The sequence below is a fragment of the Azospira sp. APE16 genome (assembly GCF_047901315.1).
Lineage (GTDB): Bacteria > Pseudomonadota > Gammaproteobacteria > Burkholderiales > Rhodocyclaceae > Azospira > Azospira oryzae.
Genome location: NZ_CP179682.1, coordinates 3,204,487 through 3,226,338, shown reverse-complemented (window position 1 = coordinate 3,226,338; position 21,852 = coordinate 3,204,487). Strand labels below are relative to the sequence as shown.

Genomic DNA, 21,852 nt, shown 5'->3' with positions numbered 1-21,852 from the left:
AATCAATTTCCAGTAATTGTTGTTTATTCATTTAAAACATGTGGTTGTGTTTTATACATAAACATTATCGACAAATTAAAAAAATACTGGTGCATCGCACAAAAAATTACTTGATTTCGACCTTGCCTTTAGTGATAATTAGCTCAACTTAAGTGTGAGTTGTGCGTAGGTTTTGGTGCGGCTCATGCTTGCAGTTTGTCTCCTCCACCCTCCTCCTTTGGTGTGGATTTAGCGCGACTCCTCGGAGTCGCGCTTTTTTTGTTGGCGCTGGATTGTGTTGTCTGCCAAGAAGGCATTGACACGGGGTGTTCTGCCCCCATATAATCCGCGGCTTTCTGTGATTAGGCTAAGGACGGCCCAGATGAAAACTTTTTCCGCTAAACCCCATGAGGTGAAGCGCGAGTGGTATGTGGTGGACGCCACAGACAAGGTGCTCGGCCGCCTCGCCACTGAAATCGCTCGCCGGCTGCGTGGTAAGCACAAGGCAATTTATACCCCTCACGTTGATACCGGCGACTTCATCGTCGTGACCAATGTTGAGAAGCTTCGTGTCACCGGTAATAAGGCCGAGGACAAGAAGTATTACCGGCATAGCGGTTACCCCGGTGGTATCTATGAAACTAACTTCACCAAGCTGCAGCAGCGTTTCCCTGCTCGTGTACTGGAAAAGGCTGTTAAGGGCATGCTGCCCAAGGGCCCGCTCGGCTACGCCATGCTGAAGAAGATGAAGTGCTACGCTGGTGCTGAACACCCCCATAGCGCTCAGCAGCCCAAAACCCTGGATATCTAAGGTACTGTCATGGCTGAAAACTATTTTTATGGCACCGGTCGCCGCAAGAGCGCTGTTGCTCGCGTCTTCATGAAGCGCGGTTCCGGCAACATCGTTGTTAATGGCAAGCCGGTTGACCAATTCTTTTCCCGTGAAACCGGCCGCATGATCGTGCGTCAGCCCCTGGAGTTGGTTGAGCAGGTCGCTGGCTTCGATATCAAGGTCAATGTTACTGGCGGTGGTGAATCTGGTCAGGCCGGCGCTGTTCGTCATGGCATCACCCGTGCGTTGATTGCTTATGATGCTGCTCTGAAATCTGCTCTGTCTAAGGCTGGGTTCGTGACTCGTGATGCCCGCGAAGTTGAGCGTAAGAAAGTCGGTTTCCACAAGGCTCGTCGCCGCAAGCAGTTCTCCAAGCGTTAATCAACGCTGTGAAAAGGAGCCGCCTCTTGGGCGGCTTTTTTTTTGCTTGATCCGGACTTGTTGGTAAAGATTGGGGCGTTTAAGATGGCGCGACGCTGTCCAGCGTGTTGGTTCAAAGGATTGTCGCTGGATTTGTCTTCATCCACCGCGGTGCGCGGTGATAATCCGTTGGTTGGGAACCCATGGCCGTGTTGGCGACATCATTGATTCGTAAGCGTCTGCGGCAGCGGTTTGGGATAAGTGCGCCCAAAGTGGCTGTTCGTACTCATGTTTCCTGGTACTGGCGGCTTTTGTTGGTTGTGGCGGTGCTATCCTTGTCTTTGGCTGCTGCGGCCTGGGTGTATGACGTGGGGCGGCGCTTCGCAGGATTTCATAGCCGGGAGTCCGATCGGGAGATATCGTCTCTGCGGACTCGAACTGAGGCTCTGGAGACTGAGTTGGCTGTGCTGCGTCAGTCCTCGGCGGCGGGGGAAAGCAGTGTTCAGATTGAGCGTTCCGCGAAAGAGCGCCTTCTGCGCCAGGTTGCTCAGCTTGAGCAGGAAAATGCCAGTCTGAAAGAGGATTTGGCTTTCTTTGAAAGCATTGTGCCAGGGGTTGGGGCGTCAGAGGATGGTTTGAAGATTAGCCGGTTGAGGGTGGAGCCAGAAGGCGAAGAGGGGCGCTATCGATACCGGCTATTGATTGCGATGGAGTCGGGGGCTCGTTCCAAGGAGTTCCGAGGGCTTCTCCAGTTTCACCTCAAAGTGCAGCAGGCGGGCAAAGATGTTATGATGGTTCTTCCCGCCGAGGGGGACTCGGCGGCGGGGAAGTTCCGTTTGGAAATCAAGCGGTTCCTTCGGACTGAAGGTTATTTTTCTATCCCCAAAGGTACTGTTCTTAAGGGGGTAGAGGCGCGTCTGGTGCAGGACGGGTCCGTGCGTGCCAAGCAGTCCCTGTCGCTTTGATACCTAAGTGAGGAGGCTCCATGTTTGGTGGCAAGAAGAATGGTGCTAGCAAGCCCCAGAACCGTATTGATAGTCTTATTGGTGCTGGTACTCGCTTGGAAGGTAATGTTCAGTTCAGTGGTGGCCTGCGCATTGATGGTGAAATAAAGGGAAATGTCGAGGCCGCGCAAGATCAGCCGTCGACCCTAGTTGTTAGTGAGCATGCGCGTATTGAAGGGGTGATAAATGTTGCGCACGTGGTGATCAATGGGACAGTGATTGGTCCGGTGCATGCAACCGAAACCCTTGAACTTCAGCCGTGTGCCAAGGTCACAGGTGACGTGGAGTACAACAGCCTGGAGATGCAGCAAGGTGCTGTGGTTCAGGGAAGGCTGATTCATCAGTCTAATGCGAAGACTGTCGAGCTTAAATTGGCAGCTTCAAGTAACTGACGGCGGTACTAATAGGATTCAAGTTTTTAGTTTAGGAGTGCGTTATGAATGCAGTTGCTGATGGTCTGCCCTTGGTTTTTACTGATAGTGCTGCCAGCAAAGTTCGGGAGTTGATTGAAGAGGAGGGTAATGCTGAGCTCAAGCTGCGGGTTTTTGTGACCGGTGGTGGCTGCTCTGGTTTCCAGTACGGCTTCACGTTTGACGAAGTGGCAAACGAGGACGATACCGTGCTGGACAAGAATGGTGTGACCCTTCTGATCGACCCGATGAGCTTTCAGTATCTGGTTGGTGCCGAGATCGACTACTCTGAGGGGCTGGAAGGTTCCCAGTTTGTGATCAAGAATCCGAACGCCTCCTCTACCTGCGGCTGCGGTTCCTCGTTTTCCGTATAGTGCGCTTCAGTCTGTGCTCTCAAAAAAGCCTCGCATCTGCGGGGCTTTTTTGTTGGGGTTGTGAGGGGTCTTACTCCTGAAAGGCAACCATGTCGCTTTGTTTCAGCATTTCCAGCTGGGCCAGAAGATCCTGGGTCTTCCGATGAAACTGCAACAGTTGCGCGGTTTCAAGTGACGGTGCTCCGGGCAACTGGACTGCTAAGGGATTGACTTGTTCGCCGCCAATGCGAAATTCATAGTGTAGGTGGGGGCCGGTTGCCCATCCGGTGGCGCCGACGTTGCCGATATGCTCGCCCTGGCTGACCCGAGAGCCTTTACGCAATTGGGGGGTGAAGCTGCTCAGGTGTCCATATGCGGTGGAGTAGCGACCTTGATGGCGGAGGATGATCAGATTCCCATATCCGCCTTGGCGTCCGATAAACTCCACGGTACCCTCCCCGGTGGCGCGTACTTTGGTTCCCGTTGGCGCGCCGTAGTCGACACCCTTGTGCGCTCGCCATTGTTGGAGAATTGGGTGGAGTCTGGCATTGGTGAATCCAGACGTGATCCGTGAGAACTCAAGTGGGGAGCGGAGGAAGGCCTTGCGTAAACTCTTGCCTTCTGGTGTGTAGTAGCTTCCCTTGATGCTGCTCTTCGGGTCTTCAAAATAAACGGCACGGAAGACTTTTCCTGCATTTACAAGTTCTGCAGCAAGAATTCGTCCGCTACGAATGCTTTGACCTTGGTGGCGGTACATTTCGTAGATCAGGGTGAAACGGTCTCCCTTGCGCAAGTCTCTGTGGAAGTCGATGTCTGCACCAAAAATCTCCGCCAACTGGTTGGCTACGGCGTCAGGAATCCCTGCATCATCCGTCGCTCCATACAGCGAGCTACGAATTTCGCCTGATTTCATTTCCAGTTGGGATTGAAGTGCCAGGGGCGCTTCTCTTGTTCTGAAGGTATTGCCGTGTCTTTCGATCAGCAAGTTCTCTGCGCGATTGTTCAGTGGGAAACTGAGGAGTAGCAATTCTCCGGTGTCACTGGTGCTGGCCGTGACTAACTTGCCGGGGGCTAGTTGGCGAAAGGTGGGGTGTGCGGCAGGGGTTCGCTTGATGTAATCCAGGGCTGATGCATCGTTGACGCCAAGTCTGTTGAGCAGGTTGGCTAGGCTGTCGCCCTTTTGTACCTTTTCTTCTCTTAGATAGGCTTGGTTGCCCAAATCCAAAGGGTGGGCGAGTGCAAGCGCAAGGTCTTCTACAACTGGGCGGGGGATAAGCTCGGTGCTGCTTAGCGAGGGGGGTTGTAGGCCAAATGCAGCCACCATGCTGAATAGGGCCAAGGCTCCAAATACGGCGGCGGCTCCCGGATGCTTTTTTAGGTGGTAGAGCGGGCTGTGGCGAGGCAATAAGGATGAGGTGTGTTGGCTGCCGGGGTGCTGGTGCATGATGCGTGTCCTGCCCTGCTATTTTAACTGCGGCAGTCTAGCATGGTGCGCATTGCTATCCCAGGGGCTGGGTCGTTGCGTAATAAGGGGTTTGCTGGAGCGGCGGCGTGTATCGACCTGTTTTTTCCAACACATGGATTTATTAGGGAAATTTTGGTTTTGTGAATAATTCTGGGTAAAAGTTTCTATTTTTGTATTGACTGGCGTTTCTTGGCCTGTATAATTCGCCTCTCTCGCTGCTTTGTGGCAGGGGAAAGTCGATAAAAAACAATAGGTTATTATCGACTTCGGAGTAAGCAAGGCTTCGTTTTCAAGGTTAATTGTTTTTGAAAATTGTTTGACGGCTTGTTTTTCTCTGTGTAGAATGCGCGTCTTTCGTTGCTACGGCGGCGCGGCGGATTGAGATAAGATCTTGATTTGCAAGCTCTTTAAAAAATAGGACAACCGATAGGTGTAGGTGCTTGGTTGGGTGTTCCGGCTTAGGTCGGACAAATGAATCAAGCGCTTGCACAAAGATGTAGTCAAGGAAACTTGAATATATCCGTCAAGCGAGTTTTAAGCAGAGATTAAACTGAAGAGTTTGATCCTGGCTCAGATTGAACGCTGGCGGCATGCCTTACACATGCAAGTCGAACGGCAGCACGGGAGCTTGCTCCTGGTGGCGAGTGGCGAACGGGTGAGTAATACATCGGAACGTACCCAGGAGTGGGGGATAACGTAGCGAAAGTTACGCTAATACCGCATATTCTGTGAGCAGGAAAGCGGGGGATCGCAAGACCTCGCGCTCTTGGAGCGGCCGATGTCGGATTAGCTAGTTGGTGAGGTAAAAGCTCACCAAGGCGACGATCCGTAGCAGGTCTGAGAGGATGATCTGCCACACTGGGACTGAGACACGGCCCAGACTCCTACGGGAGGCAGCAGTGGGGAATTTTGGACAATGGGGGCAACCCTGATCCAGCCATGCCGCGTGAGTGAAGAAGGCCTTCGGGTTGTAAAGCTCTTTCGGCGGGGAAGAAATGGCAACGGCTAATATCCGTTGTTGATGACGGTACCCGCATAAGAAGCACCGGCTAACTACGTGCCAGCAGCCGCGGTAATACGTAGGGTGCGAGCGTTAATCGGAATTACTGGGCGTAAAGCGTGCGCAGGCGGTTTCGTAAGACAGACGTGAAATCCCCGGGCTCAACCTGGGAACTGCGTTTGTGACTGCGAGGCTAGAGTACGGCAGAGGGGGGTAGAATTCCACGTGTAGCAGTGAAATGCGTAGAGATGTGGAGGAATACCGATGGCGAAGGCAGCCCCCTGGGTTAGTACTGACGCTCATGCACGAAAGCGTGGGGAGCAAACAGGATTAGATACCCTGGTAGTCCACGCCCTAAACGATGTCAACTAGGTGTTGGAAGGGTTAAACCTTTTAGTACCGCAGCTAACGCGTGAAGTTGACCGCCTGGGGAGTACGGCCGCAAGGTTAAAACTCAAAGGAATTGACGGGGACCCGCACAAGCGGTGGATGATGTGGATTAATTCGATGCAACGCGAAAAACCTTACCTACCCTTGACATGCCAGGAACTTTCCAGAGATGGATTGGTGCCCGAAAGGGAGCCTGGACACAGGTGCTGCATGGCTGTCGTCAGCTCGTGTCGTGAGATGTTGGGTTAAGTCCCGCAACGAGCGCAACCCTTGTCATTAATTGCCATCATTTAGTTGGGCACTTTAATGAGACTGCCGGTGACAAACCGGAGGAAGGTGGGGATGACGTCAAGTCCTCATGGCCCTTATGGGTAGGGCTTCACACGTCATACAATGGTCGGTACAGAGGGTTGCCAAGCCGCGAGGTGGAGCCAATCCCAGAAAGCCGATCGTAGTCCGGATCGCAGTCTGCAACTCGACTGCGTGAAGTCGGAATCGCTAGTAATCGCGGATCAGCATGTCGCGGTGAATACGTTCCCGGGTCTTGTACACACCGCCCGTCACACCATGGGAGTGGGTTCTACCAGAAGTAGTTAGCCTAACCGCAAGGAGGGCGATTACCACGGTAGGATTCATGACTGGGGTGAAGTCGTAACAAGGTAGCCGTATCGGAAGGTGCGGCTGGATCACCTCCTTTCTAGAGAAAAGCATCCTCCAAGCATCTACAACCTATCGGTTGTTCAAGTAACAGCATGAGGGAAAGGCCAGGAGCAGGAGTAGCGCGCAGGCGTACTGACTCCGGGTCCTCTACTGACCCTTCGATAAGAGAAGTTTGGGTCAGTAGCTCAGTCGGTTAGAGCACCGTCTTGATAAGGCGGGGGTCGTAGGTTCGATTCCTACCTGACCCACCAACGCTTCATCAGGCGGGGGCATAGCTCAGTTGGGAGAGCGCCAGCTTTGCAAGCTGGATGTCGTCGGTTCGATCCCGTCTGCCTCCACCAACCCCTTCGGTTGTCTGCAAGAGCTCATACGTAAGCACGGATGCTTAGGTCTGACCTCTTGGTCAATGCTGTTTGCTCTTTAACAAAATGGAGAAGGTTGTATATCTGGAGCCGAAACCAAGCCAGATATACATTGTGATTGCATCGTATCGCGTTACAGCTAGCGCGATACAAACACAAACTGAGTTGCTTATAACTGCCTCGGAAGAGGCCTCAAAGTTATAGGATCAAGCGACTAAGTGCATGTGGTGGATGCCTTGGCGATTACAGGCGATGAAGGACGTGCAAGCCTGCGAAAAGCTCTGGGGAGCTGGCAACGAAGCTTTGATCCAGAGATGTCCGAATGGGGAAACCCACTCCGCAAGGAGTATCCCTGACTGAATACATAGGTCAGTGGAGGCGAACCCGGTGAACTGAAACATCTAAGTAGCCGGAGGAAAAGAAATCAACCGAGATTCCCAAAGTAGTGGCGAGCGAAATGGGAACAGCCTGCAAGTGATAGCGAATCTGTTAGCGGAAGACTCTGGAAAGTGTCGCCGTAGTGGGTGATAGCCCCGTACGCGAAAACAGGATCGTGGTACTAAGTTTGCGACAAGTAGGGCGGGGCACGTGAAACCCTGTCTGAATATGGGGGGACCATCCTCCAAGGCTAAATACTCGTAATCGACCGATAGTGAACCAGTACCGTGAGGGAAAGGCGAAAAGAACCCCGGGAGGGGAGTGAAATAGATCCTGAAACCGCATGCATACAAACAGTGGGAGCCCCTTCGTGGGGTGACTGCGTACCTTTTGTATAATGGGTCAGCGACTTACGTTATGTTGCGAGCTTAACCGAGTAGGGAAGGCGTAGGGAAACCGAGTCTGATAAGGGCGTTAAGTAGCATGGCGTAGACCCGAAACCGGATGATCTATCCATGGCCAGGATGAAGGTGCGGTAACACGCACTGGAGGTCCGAACCCACTAACGTTGAAAAGTTAGGGGATGAGCTGTGGATAGGGGTGAAAGGCTAAACAAATCCGGAAATAGCTGGTTCTCTCCGAAAACTATTTAGGTAGTGCCTCAAGTATCACCTACGGGGGTAAAGCACTGTAATGGTTGAAGGGGTCATCGCGACTTACTTCGCCATAGCAAACTCTGAATACCGTAGAGTGCGAGCTTGGGAGACAGACATCGGGTGCTAACGTCCGGTGTCAAGAGGGAAACAACCCAGACCGCCGATTAAGGTCCCAAAGACATAGTTAAGTGGGAAACGAGGTGGGAAGGCTCAGACAGCCAGGAGGTTGGCTTAGAAGCAGCCATCCTTTAAAGAAAGCGTAATAGCTCACTGGTCGAGTCGTCCTGCGCGGAAGATGTAACGGGGCTCAAACTATGCACCGAAATCGCGGATATCCTTTGGATATGGTAGGAGAGCGTTCTGTAGGCCGTTGAAGGTGTCTCGTGAGGGATGCTGGAGGTATCAGAAGTGCGAATGCTGACATGAGTAGCGATAAAGGGAGTGAAAAGCTCCCTCGCCGAAAGCCCAAGGTTTCCTGCGCAACGTTCATCGGCGCAGGGTGAGTCGGCCCCTAAGGCGAGGCTGAAAAGCGTAGTCGATGGGAAACAGGTTAATATTCCTGTACCTCAATGTAATGCGATGGGGGGACGGAGAAGGTTAGGTCAGCCGGGTGTTGGACGTCCCGGTTTAAGCGTGTAGGCGTGCCCCTTAGGCAAATCCGGGGGGCTAAGCTGAGGCGTGACGACGAGCGCTCTTTGAGCGCGAAGTGATTGATACCAAGCTTCCAAGAAAAGCCTCTAAGCTTCAGTTACATTGGGACCGTACCGCAAACCGACACAGGTGGGCAGGATGAGAATTCTAAGGCGCTTGAGAGAACTCAGGAGAAGGAACTCGGCAAATTGGCACCGTAACTTCGGGATAAGGTGCGCCCCGGTAGGGTGTAGAGACTTGCTCTCGAAGCTCGATGGGGTTGCAGTGAAATGGTGGCTGCGACTGTTTAATAAAAACACAGCACTCTGCAAACACGAAAGTGGACGTATAGGGTGTGACGCCTGCCCGGTGCCGGAAGGTTAAGTGATGGGGTGCAAGCTCTTGATCGAAGCCCCGGTAAACGGCGGCCGTAACTATAACGGTCCTAAGGTAGCGAAATTCCTTGTCGGGTAAGTTCCGACCTGCACGAATGGCGTAACGATGGCCACACTGTCTCCTCCTGAGACTCAGCGAAATTGAAATGTTTGTGAAGATGCAATCTCCCCGCGGCTAGACGGAAAGACCCCATGAACCTTTACTGTAGCTTTGCATTGGACTTTGAACCGATCTGTGTAGGATAGGTGGGAGACTGTGAGACCAGGACGCTAGTTCTGGTGGAGTCGTCCTTGAAATACCACCCTGGTTTGTTTGAGGTTCTAACCATGGCCTGTGAATCCAGGTCTGGGACCGTGCATGGTAGGCAGTTTGACTGGGGCGGTCTCCTCCCAAAAGGTAACGGAGGAGTACGAAGGTACGCTAGGTACGGTCGGACATCGTGCTAATAGTGCAATGGCATAAGCGTGCTTGACTGCGAGACCCACAAGTCGAGCAGGTGCGAAAGCAGGTCATAGTGATCCGGTGGTTCTGTATGGAAGGGCCATCGCTCAACGGATAAAAGGTACTCTGGGGATAACAGGCTGATACCGCCCAAGAGTTCATATCGACGGCGGTGTTTGGCACCTCGATGTCGGCTCATCTCATCCTGGGGCTGTAGCCGGTCCCAAGGGTATGGCTGTTCGCCATTTAAAGAGGTACGTGAGCTGGGTTTAAAACGTCGTGAGACAGTTTGGTCCCTATCTGCCGTGGGCGCTGGAAGTTTGAGGGGGGCTGCTCCTAGTACGAGAGGACCGGAGTGGACGTACCCCTGGTGTACCGGTTGTGACGCCAGTCGCATCGCCGGGTAGCTAAGTACGGAAGAGATAACCGCTGAAAGCATCTAAGCGGGAAACTCGCCTCAAGATTAGACTTCCCCGGGGCTTCGAGCCCCCTAAAGGGTCGTGGAAGACCACCACGTTGATAGGTCGGGTGTGGAAGCGCAGTAATGCGTTAAGCTAACCGATACTAATTGCCCGTGCGGCTTGATCCTATAACTCTGAGATCAAAGCGCTTCAGTTTGAAACGCAATCACATTTAACCTTCTCCCATTTTGCGCTCGACGTCACTCGACGGCGAGCGAACAAGTTACGCTTGGCGGCCATAGCGCTCTGGACCCACCCCTTCCCATCCCGAACAGGACCGTGAAACAGAGTTGCGCCGATGATAGTGCATACTTCATGTGCGAAAGTAGGTCACCGCCAGGCTCCCCTTACAACACCCCAGCTACTATGTGGCTGGGGTGTTTGCTTCTCCAAGGGTGAGCCGCATGCGTAATTAAGCAAAAAGTTAAAAAGATTTCAGCCAAGTGCAAATAGTGCTTGGCAGCAGTAAAAGAAGTATGTAGAATGCGCGTCTTTCGTTGCTACGGCGGCGCGGCGGATTGAGATAAGATCTTGATTTGCAAGCTCTTTAAAAAATAGGACAACCGATAGGTGTAGGTGCTTGGTTGGGTGTTCCGGCTTAGGTCGGACAAATGAATCAAGCGCTTGCACAAAGATGTAGTCAAGGAAACTTGAATATATCCGTCAAGCGAGTTTTAAGCAGAGATTAAACTGAAGAGTTTGATCCTGGCTCAGATTGAACGCTGGCGGCATGCCTTACACATGCAAGTCGAACGGCAGCACGGGAGCTTGCTCCTGGTGGCGAGTGGCGAACGGGTGAGTAATACATCGGAACGTACCCAGGAGTGGGGGATAACGTAGCGAAAGTTACGCTAATACCGCATATTCTGTGAGCAGGAAAGCGGGGGATCGCAAGACCTCGCGCTCTTGGAGCGGCCGATGTCGGATTAGCTAGTTGGTGAGGTAAAAGCTCACCAAGGCGACGATCCGTAGCAGGTCTGAGAGGATGATCTGCCACACTGGGACTGAGACACGGCCCAGACTCCTACGGGAGGCAGCAGTGGGGAATTTTGGACAATGGGGGCAACCCTGATCCAGCCATGCCGCGTGAGTGAAGAAGGCCTTCGGGTTGTAAAGCTCTTTCGGCGGGGAAGAAATGGCAACGGCTAATATCCGTTGTTGATGACGGTACCCGCATAAGAAGCACCGGCTAACTACGTGCCAGCAGCCGCGGTAATACGTAGGGTGCGAGCGTTAATCGGAATTACTGGGCGTAAAGCGTGCGCAGGCGGTTTCGTAAGACAGACGTGAAATCCCCGGGCTCAACCTGGGAACTGCGTTTGTGACTGCGAGGCTAGAGTACGGCAGAGGGGGGTAGAATTCCACGTGTAGCAGTGAAATGCGTAGAGATGTGGAGGAATACCGATGGCGAAGGCAGCCCCCTGGGTTAGTACTGACGCTCATGCACGAAAGCGTGGGGAGCAAACAGGATTAGATACCCTGGTAGTCCACGCCCTAAACGATGTCAACTAGGTGTTGGAAGGGTTAAACCTTTTAGTACCGCAGCTAACGCGTGAAGTTGACCGCCTGGGGAGTACGGCCGCAAGGTTAAAACTCAAAGGAATTGACGGGGACCCGCACAAGCGGTGGATGATGTGGATTAATTCGATGCAACGCGAAAAACCTTACCTACCCTTGACATGCCAGGAACTTTCCAGAGATGGATTGGTGCCCGAAAGGGAGCCTGGACACAGGTGCTGCATGGCTGTCGTCAGCTCGTGTCGTGAGATGTTGGGTTAAGTCCCGCAACGAGCGCAACCCTTGTCATTAATTGCCATCATTTAGTTGGGCACTTTAATGAGACTGCCGGTGACAAACCGGAGGAAGGTGGGGATGACGTCAAGTCCTCATGGCCCTTATGGGTAGGGCTTCACACGTCATACAATGGTCGGTACAGAGGGTTGCCAAGCCGCGAGGTGGAGCCAATCCCAGAAAGCCGATCGTAGTCCGGATCGCAGTCTGCAACTCGACTGCGTGAAGTCGGAATCGCTAGTAATCGCGGATCAGCATGTCGCGGTGAATACGTTCCCGGGTCTTGTACACACCGCCCGTCACACCATGGGAGTGGGTTCTACCAGAAGTAGTTAGCCTAACCGCAAGGAGGGCGATTACCACGGTAGGATTCATGACTGGGGTGAAGTCGTAACAAGGTAGCCGTATCGGAAGGTGCGGCTGGATCACCTCCTTTCTAGAGAAAAGCATCCTCCAAGCATCTACAACCTATCGGTTGTTCAAGTAACAGCATGAGGGAAAGGCCAGGAGCAGGAGTAGCGCGCAGGCGTACTGACTCCGGGTCCTCTACTGACCCTTCGATAAGAGAAGTTTGGGTCAGTAGCTCAGTCGGTTAGAGCACCGTCTTGATAAGGCGGGGGTCGTAGGTTCGATTCCTACCTGACCCACCAACGCTTCATCAGGCGGGGGCATAGCTCAGTTGGGAGAGCGCCAGCTTTGCAAGCTGGATGTCGTCGGTTCGATCCCGTCTGCCTCCACCAACCCCTTCGGTTGTCTGCAAGAGCTCATACGTAAGCACGGATGCTTAGGTCTGACCTCTTGGTCAATGCTGTTTGCTCTTTAACAAAATGGAGAAGGTTGTATATCTGGAGCCGAAACCAAGCCAGATATACATTGTGATTGCATCGTATCGCGTTACAGCTAGCGCGATACAAACACAAACTGAGTTGCTTATAACTGCCTCGGAAGAGGCCTCAAAGTTATAGGATCAAGCGACTAAGTGCATGTGGTGGATGCCTTGGCGATTACAGGCGATGAAGGACGTGCAAGCCTGCGAAAAGCTCTGGGGAGCTGGCAACGAAGCTTTGATCCAGAGATGTCCGAATGGGGAAACCCACTCCGCAAGGAGTATCCCTGACTGAATACATAGGTCAGTGGAGGCGAACCCGGTGAACTGAAACATCTAAGTAGCCGGAGGAAAAGAAATCAACCGAGATTCCCAAAGTAGTGGCGAGCGAAATGGGAACAGCCTGCAAGTGATAGCGAATCTGTTAGCGGAAGACTCTGGAAAGTGTCGCCGTAGTGGGTGATAGCCCCGTACGCGAAAACAGGATCGTGGTACTAAGTTTGCGACAAGTAGGGCGGGGCACGTGAAACCCTGTCTGAATATGGGGGGACCATCCTCCAAGGCTAAATACTCGTAATCGACCGATAGTGAACCAGTACCGTGAGGGAAAGGCGAAAAGAACCCCGGGAGGGGAGTGAAATAGATCCTGAAACCGCATGCATACAAACAGTGGGAGCCCCTTCGTGGGGTGACTGCGTACCTTTTGTATAATGGGTCAGCGACTTACGTTATGTTGCGAGCTTAACCGAGTAGGGAAGGCGTAGGGAAACCGAGTCTGATAAGGGCGTTAAGTAGCATGGCGTAGACCCGAAACCGGATGATCTATCCATGGCCAGGATGAAGGTGCGGTAACACGCACTGGAGGTCCGAACCCACTAACGTTGAAAAGTTAGGGGATGAGCTGTGGATAGGGGTGAAAGGCTAAACAAATCCGGAAATAGCTGGTTCTCTCCGAAAACTATTTAGGTAGTGCCTCAAGTATCACCTACGGGGGTAAAGCACTGTAATGGTTGAAGGGGTCATCGCGACTTACTTCGCCATAGCAAACTCTGAATACCGTAGAGTGCGAGCTTGGGAGACAGACATCGGGTGCTAACGTCCGGTGTCAAGAGGGAAACAACCCAGACCGCCGATTAAGGTCCCAAAGACATAGTTAAGTGGGAAACGAGGTGGGAAGGCTCAGACAGCCAGGAGGTTGGCTTAGAAGCAGCCATCCTTTAAAGAAAGCGTAATAGCTCACTGGTCGAGTCGTCCTGCGCGGAAGATGTAACGGGGCTCAAACTATGCACCGAAATCGCGGATATCCTTTGGATATGGTAGGAGAGCGTTCTGTAGGCCGTTGAAGGTGTCTCGTGAGGGATGCTGGAGGTATCAGAAGTGCGAATGCTGACATGAGTAGCGATAAAGGGAGTGAAAAGCTCCCTCGCCGAAAGCCCAAGGTTTCCTGCGCAACGTTCATCGGCGCAGGGTGAGTCGGCCCCTAAGGCGAGGCTGAAAAGCGTAGTCGATGGGAAACAGGTTAATATTCCTGTACCTCAATGTAATGCGATGGGGGGACGGAGAAGGTTAGGTCAGCCGGGTGTTGGACGTCCCGGTTTAAGCGTGTAGGCGTGCCCCTTAGGCAAATCCGGGGGGCTAAGCTGAGGCGTGACGACGAGCGCTCTTTGAGCGCGAAGTGATTGATACCAAGCTTCCAAGAAAAGCCTCTAAGCTTCAGTTACATTGGGACCGTACCGCAAACCGACACAGGTGGGCAGGATGAGAATTCTAAGGCGCTTGAGAGAACTCAGGAGAAGGAACTCGGCAAATTGGCACCGTAACTTCGGGATAAGGTGCGCCCCGGTAGGGTGTAGAGACTTGCTCTCGAAGCTCGATGGGGTTGCAGTGAAATGGTGGCTGCGACTGTTTAATAAAAACACAGCACTCTGCAAACACGAAAGTGGACGTATAGGGTGTGACGCCTGCCCGGTGCCGGAAGGTTAAGTGATGGGGTGCAAGCTCTTGATCGAAGCCCCGGTAAACGGCGGCCGTAACTATAACGGTCCTAAGGTAGCGAAATTCCTTGTCGGGTAAGTTCCGACCTGCACGAATGGCGTAACGATGGCCACACTGTCTCCTCCTGAGACTCAGCGAAATTGAAATGTTTGTGAAGATGCAATCTCCCCGCGGCTAGACGGAAAGACCCCATGAACCTTTACTGTAGCTTTGCATTGGACTTTGAACCGATCTGTGTAGGATAGGTGGGAGACTGTGAGACCAGGACGCTAGTTCTGGTGGAGTCGTCCTTGAAATACCACCCTGGTTTGTTTGAGGTTCTAACCATGGCCTGTGAATCCAGGTCTGGGACCGTGCATGGTAGGCAGTTTGACTGGGGCGGTCTCCTCCCAAAAGGTAACGGAGGAGTACGAAGGTACGCTAGGTACGGTCGGACATCGTGCTAATAGTGCAATGGCATAAGCGTGCTTGACTGCGAGACCCACAAGTCGAGCAGGTGCGAAAGCAGGTCATAGTGATCCGGTGGTTCTGTATGGAAGGGCCATCGCTCAACGGATAAAAGGTACTCTGGGGATAACAGGCTGATACCGCCCAAGAGTTCATATCGACGGCGGTGTTTGGCACCTCGATGTCGGCTCATCTCATCCTGGGGCTGTAGCCGGTCCCAAGGGTATGGCTGTTCGCCATTTAAAGAGGTACGTGAGCTGGGTTTAAAACGTCGTGAGACAGTTTGGTCCCTATCTGCCGTGGGCGCTGGAAGTTTGAGGGGGGCTGCTCCTAGTACGAGAGGACCGGAGTGGACGTACCCCTGGTGTACCGGTTGTGACGCCAGTCGCATCGCCGGGTAGCTAAGTACGGAAGAGATAACCGCTGAAAGCATCTAAGCGGGAAACTCGCCTCAAGATTAGACTTCCCCGGGGCTTCGAGCCCCCTAAAGGGTCGTGGAAGACCACCACGTTGATAGGTCGGGTGTGGAAGCGCAGTAATGCGTTAAGCTAACCGATACTAATTGCCCGTGCGGCTTGATCCTATAACTCTGAGATCAAAGCGCTTCAGTTTGAAACGCAATCACATTTAACCTTCTCCCATTTTGCGCTCGACGTCACTCGACGGCGAGCGAACAAGTTACGCTTGGCGGCCATAGCGCTCTGGACCCACCCCTTCCCATCCCGAACAGGACCGTGAAACAGAGTTGCGCCGATGATAGTGCATACTTCATGTGCGAAAGTAGGTCACCGCCAGGCTCCCCTTACAACACCCCAGCTACTATGTGGCTGGGGTGTTTCTATTTGTACCTCACTAAATTCCCTCCTCCAAAAACGCCTTCCTGGTGACTTGAACTGTCGCAAGAGGAGCATTCGCAGTGAATTTATTTACCTCCTGATGGTCCATTTCCATCCACCCGCAATGGAAACCAACATGACATTAGGCAATGTTGAGGTAGATCATCTGATCCTGGGCGGAGGCTGTTTCTGGTGTCTGGAAGCGGTATTCCGTCGCCTGGATGGCGTGCTGTCCGTGGAGCCGGGCTATAGCGGTGGGCGCACCGAGGCCCCGGACTATGAGGCTGTATGCACCGGAACGACGGGTCACGCAGAGGTTGTACGAATCGCTTTCGATCCAGCGCGAATTGGCTTTCAAGCCCTGCTACAGGTGTTTTTCAGTAGCCATGACCCCACCACTGTCAATCGACAAGGGCATGACATAGGCTCCCAGTACCGCTCGGTCATATTCTTCGCCAGTCCCCTGCAGGAAGCGCTGGCAAAGCAGTTCATCGCTGACCTTCAGGCCCGGTGGCCCAGCCCCATCGTCACGGAATTGCTGCCTCTGGGGCCTTTCCATCAGGCGGAAGCGTATCATCGCGACTATTACGCGCGAAATGCCGCTCAACCCTATTGCCAGCTGGTGATTGCGCCGAAGCTGCAGCAACTCAAGCGGGATTTTCCGGATCGCCTGAGCGCTGTCTGAACAATAATTGCAGCCCGTTTTTCCCCTAACTTTCAGGAGACTTCATGAGTACTACCACCACTGCTTCCGGCCTGATCATTGAAGAACTGGTCCTAGGCGACGGCGTCGAAGCCAAGGCCGGCGACATCGTTACCGTGCATTACACCGGTTGGCTGACAGATGGCCAGAAGTTTGATTCCTCCAAGGATCGTAATGATCCTTTCGAGTTCATGCTGGGGGCCCGCCACGTCATTGCCGGCTGGGATGAGGGGGTGCAGGGAATGAAGATCGGCGGGAGCCGCAAGCTCACCATTCCGCCGGAACTGGGCTATGGAGCCCGTGGTGCCGGCGGCGTCATCCCCCCCAATGCAACCCTGGTATTCGAAGTGGAGATGCTGGCCTGTCGTTAAGCTCGGCTAACCACCGATAAACGTCAGCAGGTCCCGGACGAAACGCTCCCTCTGCCACTGGTGGGGGGAGTGGTCCGTGCCTTCGTAGATGTGTAGCAGGGCCCGGGGTATGCGGGCTGCGACATAGTGTGCGGTGCTGCTGTGATAGAAGTTGCTTTCGCCGCCGTAAATCAGCAGAGCCGGAATGTGGATCTGCTGCAGCACATCCCGGTAATCCGCTTCCGTCAAACTCTGCCAGCAGGCAATCAAGGGTTTGGGGGGCAACTGACTTAACCATTCCCGGGCCTTGGCCCAGCCCTTGGCATTCTCTTCATATTTTTCCCTGGCGCGCCGATTCAGACCCAGGGCACCCAGGCGTAGCACGGCTTCAGGAAAGTCCTGTTCCAGTTCGTTGATGAAGGCGCTGGAGCGGTGCTCGTCGAAATCCCCGTAAACGCCGTGGGGCCAGTCTGCGGCCGTAACTAGCTTAGGTGATTGGTCGATCAGGCAAATCTTCCCCAGACGGTCGCAGCCGTAATCACGGATGTACTGCCACAGGGTCAGGGCACCCATGGAGTGGCCGACAGTCACCACCTCTTCCAAATCGTAGGTCTCCAGCAGATTACGCAAATCCCTGGCCATGCGCTGTACGGTCGGCGGGGTCGGCTGGCTCAGGGCGTGGCCGCCATGGCCACGGGCGTCCCAACGCCACACCCGATGGTGGGTGTTGAGGTCCTGCAGGAAGGGGAACCACTCCTGATGGCTGGACGTCCACCCGTGCAGCATCACAATCGGCGGTGTGCCGTTGCCGGAAACGTGCAGGTGGATCTTCTCGCCGTCGTCTGCAAAAAAATGGCTCATGGCTGACCGGTGCGTAGCGTTGAAAAAGGAATAAGGCGAGGCTCCCACAGAGTGGCTCGGGTGGCAATACGCCTCAGTACGGTGCTCCGCTACAATAACCCCACACTCAACAAGAATGATGGAGACCATGAACAACACCGAACTGGGATTGATCCCCTATGAGCAGGGTGTATATGCCCTGGAATCCGGCTATGGCCGCCCCCATCTGGCGGCCATTCATCTCATCGTAGATGAGGGGCGGGTGGCAGTCGTGGATACGGCCAACAATGCTTCCCTGCCCCGCGTCCAGTCGGCCCTGGCGGCATTGGGGCTGACGGCGGATTGCGTGGACTACGTGGTTCTCACCCACATCCATCTGGACCATGCGGGCGGTGCCGGGGCGTATATGCAGGCCTTCGACAATGCCCGTCTGGTGGTCCACCCCCGGGGCGCACGGCACATGGCCGAGCCGTCCAAGCTTTGGACCGGCGTGGTGGCCGTCTATGGGGAGTCCCGGGCCCGGGACTTCTACGGGGAACTGATTCCGGTGCCCGCCGAGCGGATCATCGAGGCCGGCCACGGAACCTGCCTGCAGTTGGCTAATCGGGAGCTGCTGTGCCTGGATTTGCCCGGCCATGCAAAGCATCATTTGGGGCTGGTGGATCGCAAGGGAGGCGGCATCTTTACCGGCGATACCTTCGGCTTGTCCTATCGAGAACTGGACCTCCAGGTTGGGGACGAACTGAAACAGTTCATCTTCCCCACCACGACACCGGTCCAGTTCGATCCGGCGGCCATGCATGCCTCCATCGACCTGCTGCTTTCCTTTGACCTGCCCTACATGTTCCTCACCCATTTCAGCCGGGTGCATGACGTCAAGCGCCTGGGGGCCGACCTGCATCGCCTGCTGGACGCTCACGTGGCGCTGGTCGAAGCCGTGGAAGGGAGCGGTCAGGTGCGCCAGGAAAAGCTGGTGGCCGGTCTCAACGACCTGCTGCTGGCAGAGGCGAAGCGCTACGGCTGGACCGTGCCGGAAGCGCAACTGCTGGAGATCTTTGCCCTGGATATCGAGCTTAATGCCCAGGGCCTGGCCTTCTGGCTGGACAACCGCTAGGAGTCGGTTGCTCAGCCGATCAGGCGCCGTCGCCAGAAGGCCGCCAGCATGATGGTGGCGATGGCGCCCATCAGTCCCATGGCGAACCAGAATCCATCGGGGTGTTCCAGCCAGGGCATGACATGGAAGTTCATGCCGAAGACGCCGGCAATCAGGGTGGCCGGCATGAAAATGGTGGCCACCACGGTCAGTGCCCGGACCTCCATGTTCACCCGGTTGCTGACTGCGGAGAGGTAGACGTCCAGCAGGCCGGTCAGCAGGTCTCGCAGGTCCTCCAGGGACTCGATCAGATGGACGGTGTGATCGTAGACGTCGCGCAGGTAGAGCACCGTTTCCGCCCGGAAGAAACCGTCATGGCTGCGCAGCAGGACGTTGAGCACCTCCCGCAGGGGCCAGATGGCACGGCGCAGGGTGGTGATCTGCCGCTTGTGCCGGTGGATGGACTGCAACACCCCCGGCCGGGGGCGCCGGTTGATGAGGGAGGTCTCCAGGATTTCGGCATGGTCGCCCACCTGCTCGACCAGGGCGAAATAGCGATCCACCAGGGAGTCCAGCAGGGAATAGGCCAGATAGTCGGCGCCGAGGCGGCGAACCTGATTGCGATTGGCCCGCAGCCGCTCCCGCAGGGCGCCAAAGGTGCCGGAGGGCCGCTCCTGGAAGGTGAGGACAAAATCCTTGCCCAGGATGATGCTGACCTGGTCGCTGGCCAGTTGGCGGCTGTGGGGCACGTAATCGAAGAGGCGCGCCACCAGGTAGAGATAGTCCTCGTAGTCGTCGACCTTGGGCCGCTGGTCGGTGTTGAGGATGTCTTCCAGCACCAGGGGGTGCAGGCCGAAACGTTTGCCGATGGCGGCCATCAGGTCCGGGTCCTGCAGGCCATAAACATTGAGCCAGAGAGTGCAGCCAGGGCGCCGGACCAGTCCGTCGATCTGCTCCCGGCTGCTCAACTCCTGCTCGTACAGACCGTTGCTGTCGTACTCGAGCAGCATCAGCGTGGGCGTGCTGGTCTTCACCTCGCCGAGATGGACCAGGCTGCCGGGTTCCAGCCCCGCCTTCTGGGAACGCAGTTTCTTGTCATGGCTCATGATGCAACCATGGTAGCAGCCCGGGCCCCGGGCAGCCAGGGAGCTGCGGCCTGGGGTATCATCGCCCGCCATGAACCAAATCGACTCCTCCCCCGATTACGAGCGCCGCTTCGGTGGTGTTGCCCGGCTCTACGGAACCCAGGCCCTGGCCCGCTTCCGGGCGGCCCATGTGTGCGTGGTCGGTATCGGCGGCGTTGGCTCCTGGAGCGTGGAAGCCCTGGCACGCAGCGGAGTGGGGGCCCTGACCCTGATCGATCTGGACCATGTGGCCGAATCCAATCTGAATCGGCAGATCCATGCCCTGGAGGCCACCCTGGGCCAGGCGAAGATCGAAGCCATGGCCGGGCGGGTGCGGCAGATCAATCCGGACTGCCGGCTGACCCTGGTGGACGACTTCGTCGAGCCCGACAACCTGGATGCCCTGCTCGGGGCCTTGCCGCCGGTGGATTATCTGGTGGATGCCATCGACGGGGTGCGGGCGAAAACCGCCATGCTGGCCTGGTGCCGGTGCCATGACTGGCCGGTGGTGACGGCCGGGGCGGCCGGCGGACAGATGGACCCGACCATGATCCGGGTTGCCGATCTCTCCCGTACCGTCCAGGACCCCCTGCTGGCCAAGGTGCGGGGCCAGTTGCGCAAGAGCCACGGCTTTCCCAAGGACCCGAAAAAGAAATTCGGCATTGACGCCGTCTATTCGGAAGAGCCCCTGCGTTATCCCGATACAGCCTGTTCGGCACCGGCCGGCGGCGGCGCAGCCGGCCTCAATTGCGCCGGCTTCGGTTCCGCCGTCACCGTGACCGCCAGCTTCGGCCTGGTGGCCGCGTCCGTCGTCCTGCGCCGGCTGGCCGCTTCCGTCTAGTCGGCCGCTTCCACCTGGCGCCGGATGACGGCGTTGAAGGGGGCGATCCATTCCGGGGCGAACTGCTTGTCGCAGGCGTTGACCTCGGCAATGGCCCGCAGCACGGAGCGGGTATGGCCCCTTTGGCCATGTTTCAGGGTGACCGCCTCGAAGGCATCCACAATGGCCAGGATCTTGGCCCCGTCGCAGATGTCCTTTTGCCCCAGGCCCCTGGGGTAGCCGGCGCCGTCGGGCATTTCGTGGTGCTCCGCCACCATGCGGGCCGCTTCCTCCCAGCCTTCCATGCGCTGCAGCAGGCCGGCTCCCTGCAGCGGGTGCTGACGCAGTTGCTGCTTTTCCTCGTCCGTCATGCGCCCCACCTTGAGCCAGACCGACTCGGGGACGAACATCATGCCAAGGTCGTGCATGTAGACCGCGGCTGCCAGCTGAACCGGGTCCACCGGCTTGCCTGCTTCTGCATTGGTGTCCAGGGCCAGTTTCAGCAGCCTGGCGCTGCGGCCCTTGAAGAGGGGGGAGCGGTTCTCGAACTGTTGGGCCAGGCTGCGGAAGAAGCGCAGGTCGTTGGCCAGATGTTCGTTGCTGCGCAGAACCGGCCGGGCCTGCCGCGGCGCAGTGCCGATGCTGGCGATGGGCTGGAAGCCGGTGACCGCCTCGATCAGTTCGGCACTGTACTGGTCCACTTCGGCCGGCTGGCAGCCGCCCAGGGCATCGAGGCCTTGGATCAGCTTGTCCAGGCGCAGGTTTTCCACCGAGCGGCCGGCGCCAATGGCGTCGATGGCCAGCTCCAGGCGGTCCAGGGCCAGCAGCACGGCTTCGCCGATGAGCTCGGAGAACTGCAGCTGCCCTTCCCGCAGGCGGGAGAGGATGGATTCGATGGGATGGGCGATGCGCACCGCCAGGTCCAGCTTGCACAGGGCGGCATCGCCCTTGATGGTGTGTACGGCGCGGAAGAGATCGGCCAGTACGGCCCGGTCCTCCGGGGCATTCTTCAACCGGCCGATGTCTCGCTCGATGGCTGGGATGTGGTCCCCCAGGGCATCCACGAAGTCCTGGAAAATTTCCGGGTCCGGGATCAGCGGGTTCAGCGTCTTGACGTTGCTCATGCGTAGTCTCCCCCTCTTGTTTGTTGGTATCAGTTTAATCCAGGCTGCAGCGCCCACCAGGGAAAAGTGCGGCTTATGGCATATCCGCAATTTTTAATGTGCATCAAAATGGCGGTGCACCTCAAA

13 protein-coding genes, 4 tRNA genes and 6 rRNA genes are annotated in these 21,852 nt (G+C 55.7%); 19 read left to right on the top strand and 4 right to left on the bottom strand.

The window, feature by feature from the left end; translation table 11 throughout:
• Positions 1 to 361 precede the first annotated feature (361 nt).
• From rplM to erpA, 5 genes are all read left to right on the top strand, one after another.
• A complete protein-coding gene (gene rplM, locus ACLSSQ_RS15355; protein ID WP_014236431.1) occupies positions 362 to 790 on the top strand; it encodes a 50S ribosomal protein L13 in 429 nt (142 codons plus the stop codon).
• Between the two features lie 9 nt (positions 791 to 799).
• Entirely contained in the window at positions 800 to 1,192 is a 393-nt protein-coding gene (gene rpsI, locus ACLSSQ_RS15350) for a 30S ribosomal protein S9 (RefSeq protein ID WP_014236432.1), read from the top strand.
• A gap of 443 nt (positions 1,193 to 1,635) precedes the next feature.
• A complete protein-coding gene (locus tag ACLSSQ_RS15345; RefSeq protein ID WP_416244298.1) occupies positions 1,636 to 2,136 on the top strand; it encodes a DUF6776 family protein in 501 nt (166 codons plus the stop codon).
• A gap of 20 nt (positions 2,137 to 2,156) precedes the next feature.
• Positions 2,157 to 2,567, top strand: coding sequence for a bactofilin family protein (locus ACLSSQ_RS15340; protein ID WP_014236434.1), 411 nt, complete (start codon positions 2,157 to 2,159; stop codon positions 2,565 to 2,567).
• Positions 2,568 to 2,611: 44 nt separating this feature from the next.
• Positions 2,612 to 2,959: an iron-sulfur cluster insertion protein ErpA gene (gene erpA / locus ACLSSQ_RS15335; RefSeq protein ID WP_014236435.1), complete on the top strand. Its 348-nt coding sequence runs from the start codon at positions 2,612 to 2,614 to the stop codon at positions 2,957 to 2,959.
• Between the two features lie 70 nt (positions 2,960 to 3,029).
• On the opposite strand, the gene ACLSSQ_RS15330 is transcribed toward erpA, so the two are convergent.
• The gene (locus ACLSSQ_RS15330) at positions 3,030 to 4,382 is read right to left on the bottom strand and encodes a peptidoglycan DD-metalloendopeptidase family protein (protein WP_416243165.1); all 1,353 of its coding nucleotides are present in this window, start codon (positions 4,380 to 4,382) and stop codon (positions 3,030 to 3,032) included.
• A gap of 568 nt (positions 4,383 to 4,950) precedes the next feature.
• Here ACLSSQ_RS15330 and ACLSSQ_RS15325 point away from each other — a divergent pair.
• The 12 genes from ACLSSQ_RS15325 to ACLSSQ_RS15270 all read left to right on the top strand — a co-directional run bounded on the left by ACLSSQ_RS15325 (position 4,951) and on the right by ACLSSQ_RS15270 (position 16,746).
• A 16S ribosomal RNA gene (locus tag ACLSSQ_RS15325) occupies positions 4,951 to 6,490 on the top strand.
• A gap of 137 nt (positions 6,491 to 6,627) precedes the next feature.
• A tRNA-Ile gene (locus ACLSSQ_RS15320) sits at positions 6,628 to 6,704 on the top strand.
• Positions 6,705 to 6,718: 14 nt separating this feature from the next.
• Positions 6,719 to 6,794: transfer RNA gene (locus ACLSSQ_RS15315), tRNA-Ala, on the top strand.
• Between the two features lie 225 nt (positions 6,795 to 7,019).
• A 23S ribosomal RNA gene (locus tag ACLSSQ_RS15310) occupies positions 7,020 to 9,905 on the top strand.
• 100 nt (positions 9,906 to 10,005) lie between these two features.
• Positions 10,006 to 10,119: ribosomal RNA gene (gene rrf, locus ACLSSQ_RS15305) — 5S ribosomal RNA — on the top strand.
• 345 nt (positions 10,120 to 10,464) lie between these two features.
• A 16S ribosomal RNA gene (locus ACLSSQ_RS15300) occupies positions 10,465 to 12,004 on the top strand.
• 137 nt (positions 12,005 to 12,141) lie between these two features.
• Positions 12,142 to 12,218 (top strand) — tRNA-Ile (locus tag ACLSSQ_RS15295).
• 14 nt (positions 12,219 to 12,232) lie between these two features.
• Positions 12,233 to 12,308: transfer RNA gene (locus ACLSSQ_RS15290), tRNA-Ala, on the top strand.
• Between the two features lie 225 nt (positions 12,309 to 12,533).
• A 23S ribosomal RNA gene (locus ACLSSQ_RS15285) occupies positions 12,534 to 15,419 on the top strand.
• A gap of 100 nt (positions 15,420 to 15,519) precedes the next feature.
• Positions 15,520 to 15,633: ribosomal RNA gene (gene rrf, locus ACLSSQ_RS15280) — 5S ribosomal RNA — on the top strand.
• The 16S, 23S and 5S rRNA genes sit together here with 4 tRNA genes alongside, the layout of an rRNA operon.
• Before the next feature lie 163 nt (positions 15,634 to 15,796).
• The gene (gene msrA / locus ACLSSQ_RS15275) at positions 15,797 to 16,357 is read left to right on the top strand and encodes a peptide-methionine (S)-S-oxide reductase MsrA (RefSeq protein WP_416243164.1); all 561 of its coding nucleotides are present in this window, start codon (positions 15,797 to 15,799) and stop codon (positions 16,355 to 16,357) included.
• 44 nt (positions 16,358 to 16,401) lie between these two features.
• Positions 16,402 to 16,746, top strand: coding sequence for an FKBP-type peptidyl-prolyl cis-trans isomerase (locus tag ACLSSQ_RS15270; protein WP_014236438.1), 345 nt, complete (start codon positions 16,402 to 16,404; stop codon positions 16,744 to 16,746).
• Positions 16,747 to 16,752: 6 nt separating this feature from the next.
• Here the strand turns inward: ACLSSQ_RS15270 and ACLSSQ_RS15265 are convergent, their stop codons facing one another.
• Positions 16,753 to 17,715 carry an alpha/beta fold hydrolase gene (locus ACLSSQ_RS15265; RefSeq protein ID WP_416243163.1) on the bottom strand — a complete coding sequence of 321 codons (963 nt, stop codon included), beginning with the start codon at positions 17,713 to 17,715 and terminating at the stop codon, positions 16,753 to 16,755.
• On the opposite strand from ACLSSQ_RS15265, the gene ACLSSQ_RS15260 reads away from it, so the two are divergent.
• Entirely contained in the window at positions 17,714 to 18,679 is a 966-nt protein-coding gene (locus ACLSSQ_RS15260) for an MBL fold metallo-hydrolase (RefSeq protein WP_416243162.1), read from the top strand. The genes ACLSSQ_RS15265 and ACLSSQ_RS15260 overlap by 2 nt on opposite strands.
• Positions 18,680 to 18,690: 11 nt before the next feature.
• Here ACLSSQ_RS15260 and corA read toward each other — a convergent pair whose 3' ends face one another.
• Positions 18,691 to 19,764 (bottom strand): magnesium/cobalt transporter CorA, encoded by a 1,074-nt coding sequence (gene corA / locus ACLSSQ_RS15255; RefSeq protein ID WP_014236441.1) that lies wholly within the window; start codon positions 19,762 to 19,764, stop codon positions 18,691 to 18,693.
• A 70-nt stretch (positions 19,765 to 19,834) separates the two neighbouring features.
• On the opposite strand from corA, the gene tcdA reads away from it, so the two are divergent.
• Complete coding sequence (gene tcdA / locus ACLSSQ_RS15250; RefSeq protein ID WP_416243161.1) at positions 19,835 to 20,623, top strand: tRNA cyclic N6-threonylcarbamoyladenosine(37) synthase TcdA; 789 nt, start codon at positions 19,835 to 19,837, stop codon at positions 20,621 to 20,623.
• On the opposite strand, the gene ACLSSQ_RS15245 is transcribed toward tcdA, so the two are convergent.
• Positions 20,620 to 21,726 carry an HD-GYP domain-containing protein gene (locus ACLSSQ_RS15245; protein WP_416243160.1) on the bottom strand — a complete coding sequence of 369 codons (1,107 nt, stop codon included), beginning with the start codon at positions 21,724 to 21,726 and terminating at the stop codon, positions 20,620 to 20,622. The genes tcdA and ACLSSQ_RS15245 overlap by 4 nt on opposite strands.
• Positions 21,727 to 21,852: the final 126 nt, after the last annotated feature.

Coding starts and splice junctions, on each gene's coding strand:
- rplM (WP_014236431.1), top strand. CDS start 362: ATGAAAACTTTTTCCGCTAAACCCCATGAGGTGAAGCGCGAGTGGTAT.
- rpsI (WP_014236432.1), top strand. CDS start 800: ATGGCTGAAAACTATTTTTATGGCACCGGTCGCCGCAAGAGCGCTGTT.
- ACLSSQ_RS15340 (WP_014236434.1), top strand. CDS start 2,157: ATGTTTGGTGGCAAGAAGAATGGTGCTAGCAAGCCCCAGAACCGTATT.
- erpA (WP_014236435.1), top strand. CDS start 2,612: ATGAATGCAGTTGCTGATGGTCTGCCCTTGGTTTTTACTGATAGTGCT.
- ACLSSQ_RS15330 (WP_416243165.1), bottom strand. CDS start 4,382: ATGCACCAGCACCCCGGCAGCCAACACACCTCATCCTTATTGCCTCGC.
- msrA (WP_416243164.1), top strand. CDS start 15,797: ATGGAAACCAACATGACATTAGGCAATGTTGAGGTAGATCATCTGATC.
- ACLSSQ_RS15270 (WP_014236438.1), top strand. CDS start 16,402: ATGAGTACTACCACCACTGCTTCCGGCCTGATCATTGAAGAACTGGTC.
- ACLSSQ_RS15260 (WP_416243162.1), top strand. CDS start 17,714: ATGAACAACACCGAACTGGGATTGATCCCCTATGAGCAGGGTGTATAT.
- ACLSSQ_RS15265 (WP_416243163.1), bottom strand. CDS start 17,715: ATGGTCTCCATCATTCTTGTTGAGTGTGGGGTTATTGTAGCGGAGCAC.
- corA (WP_014236441.1), bottom strand. CDS start 19,764: ATGAGCCATGACAAGAAACTGCGTTCCCAGAAGGCGGGGCTGGAACCC.
- tcdA (WP_416243161.1), top strand. CDS start 19,835: ATGAACCAAATCGACTCCTCCCCCGATTACGAGCGCCGCTTCGGTGGT.
- ACLSSQ_RS15245 (WP_416243160.1), bottom strand. CDS start 21,726: ATGAGCAACGTCAAGACGCTGAACCCGCTGATCCCGGACCCGGAAATT.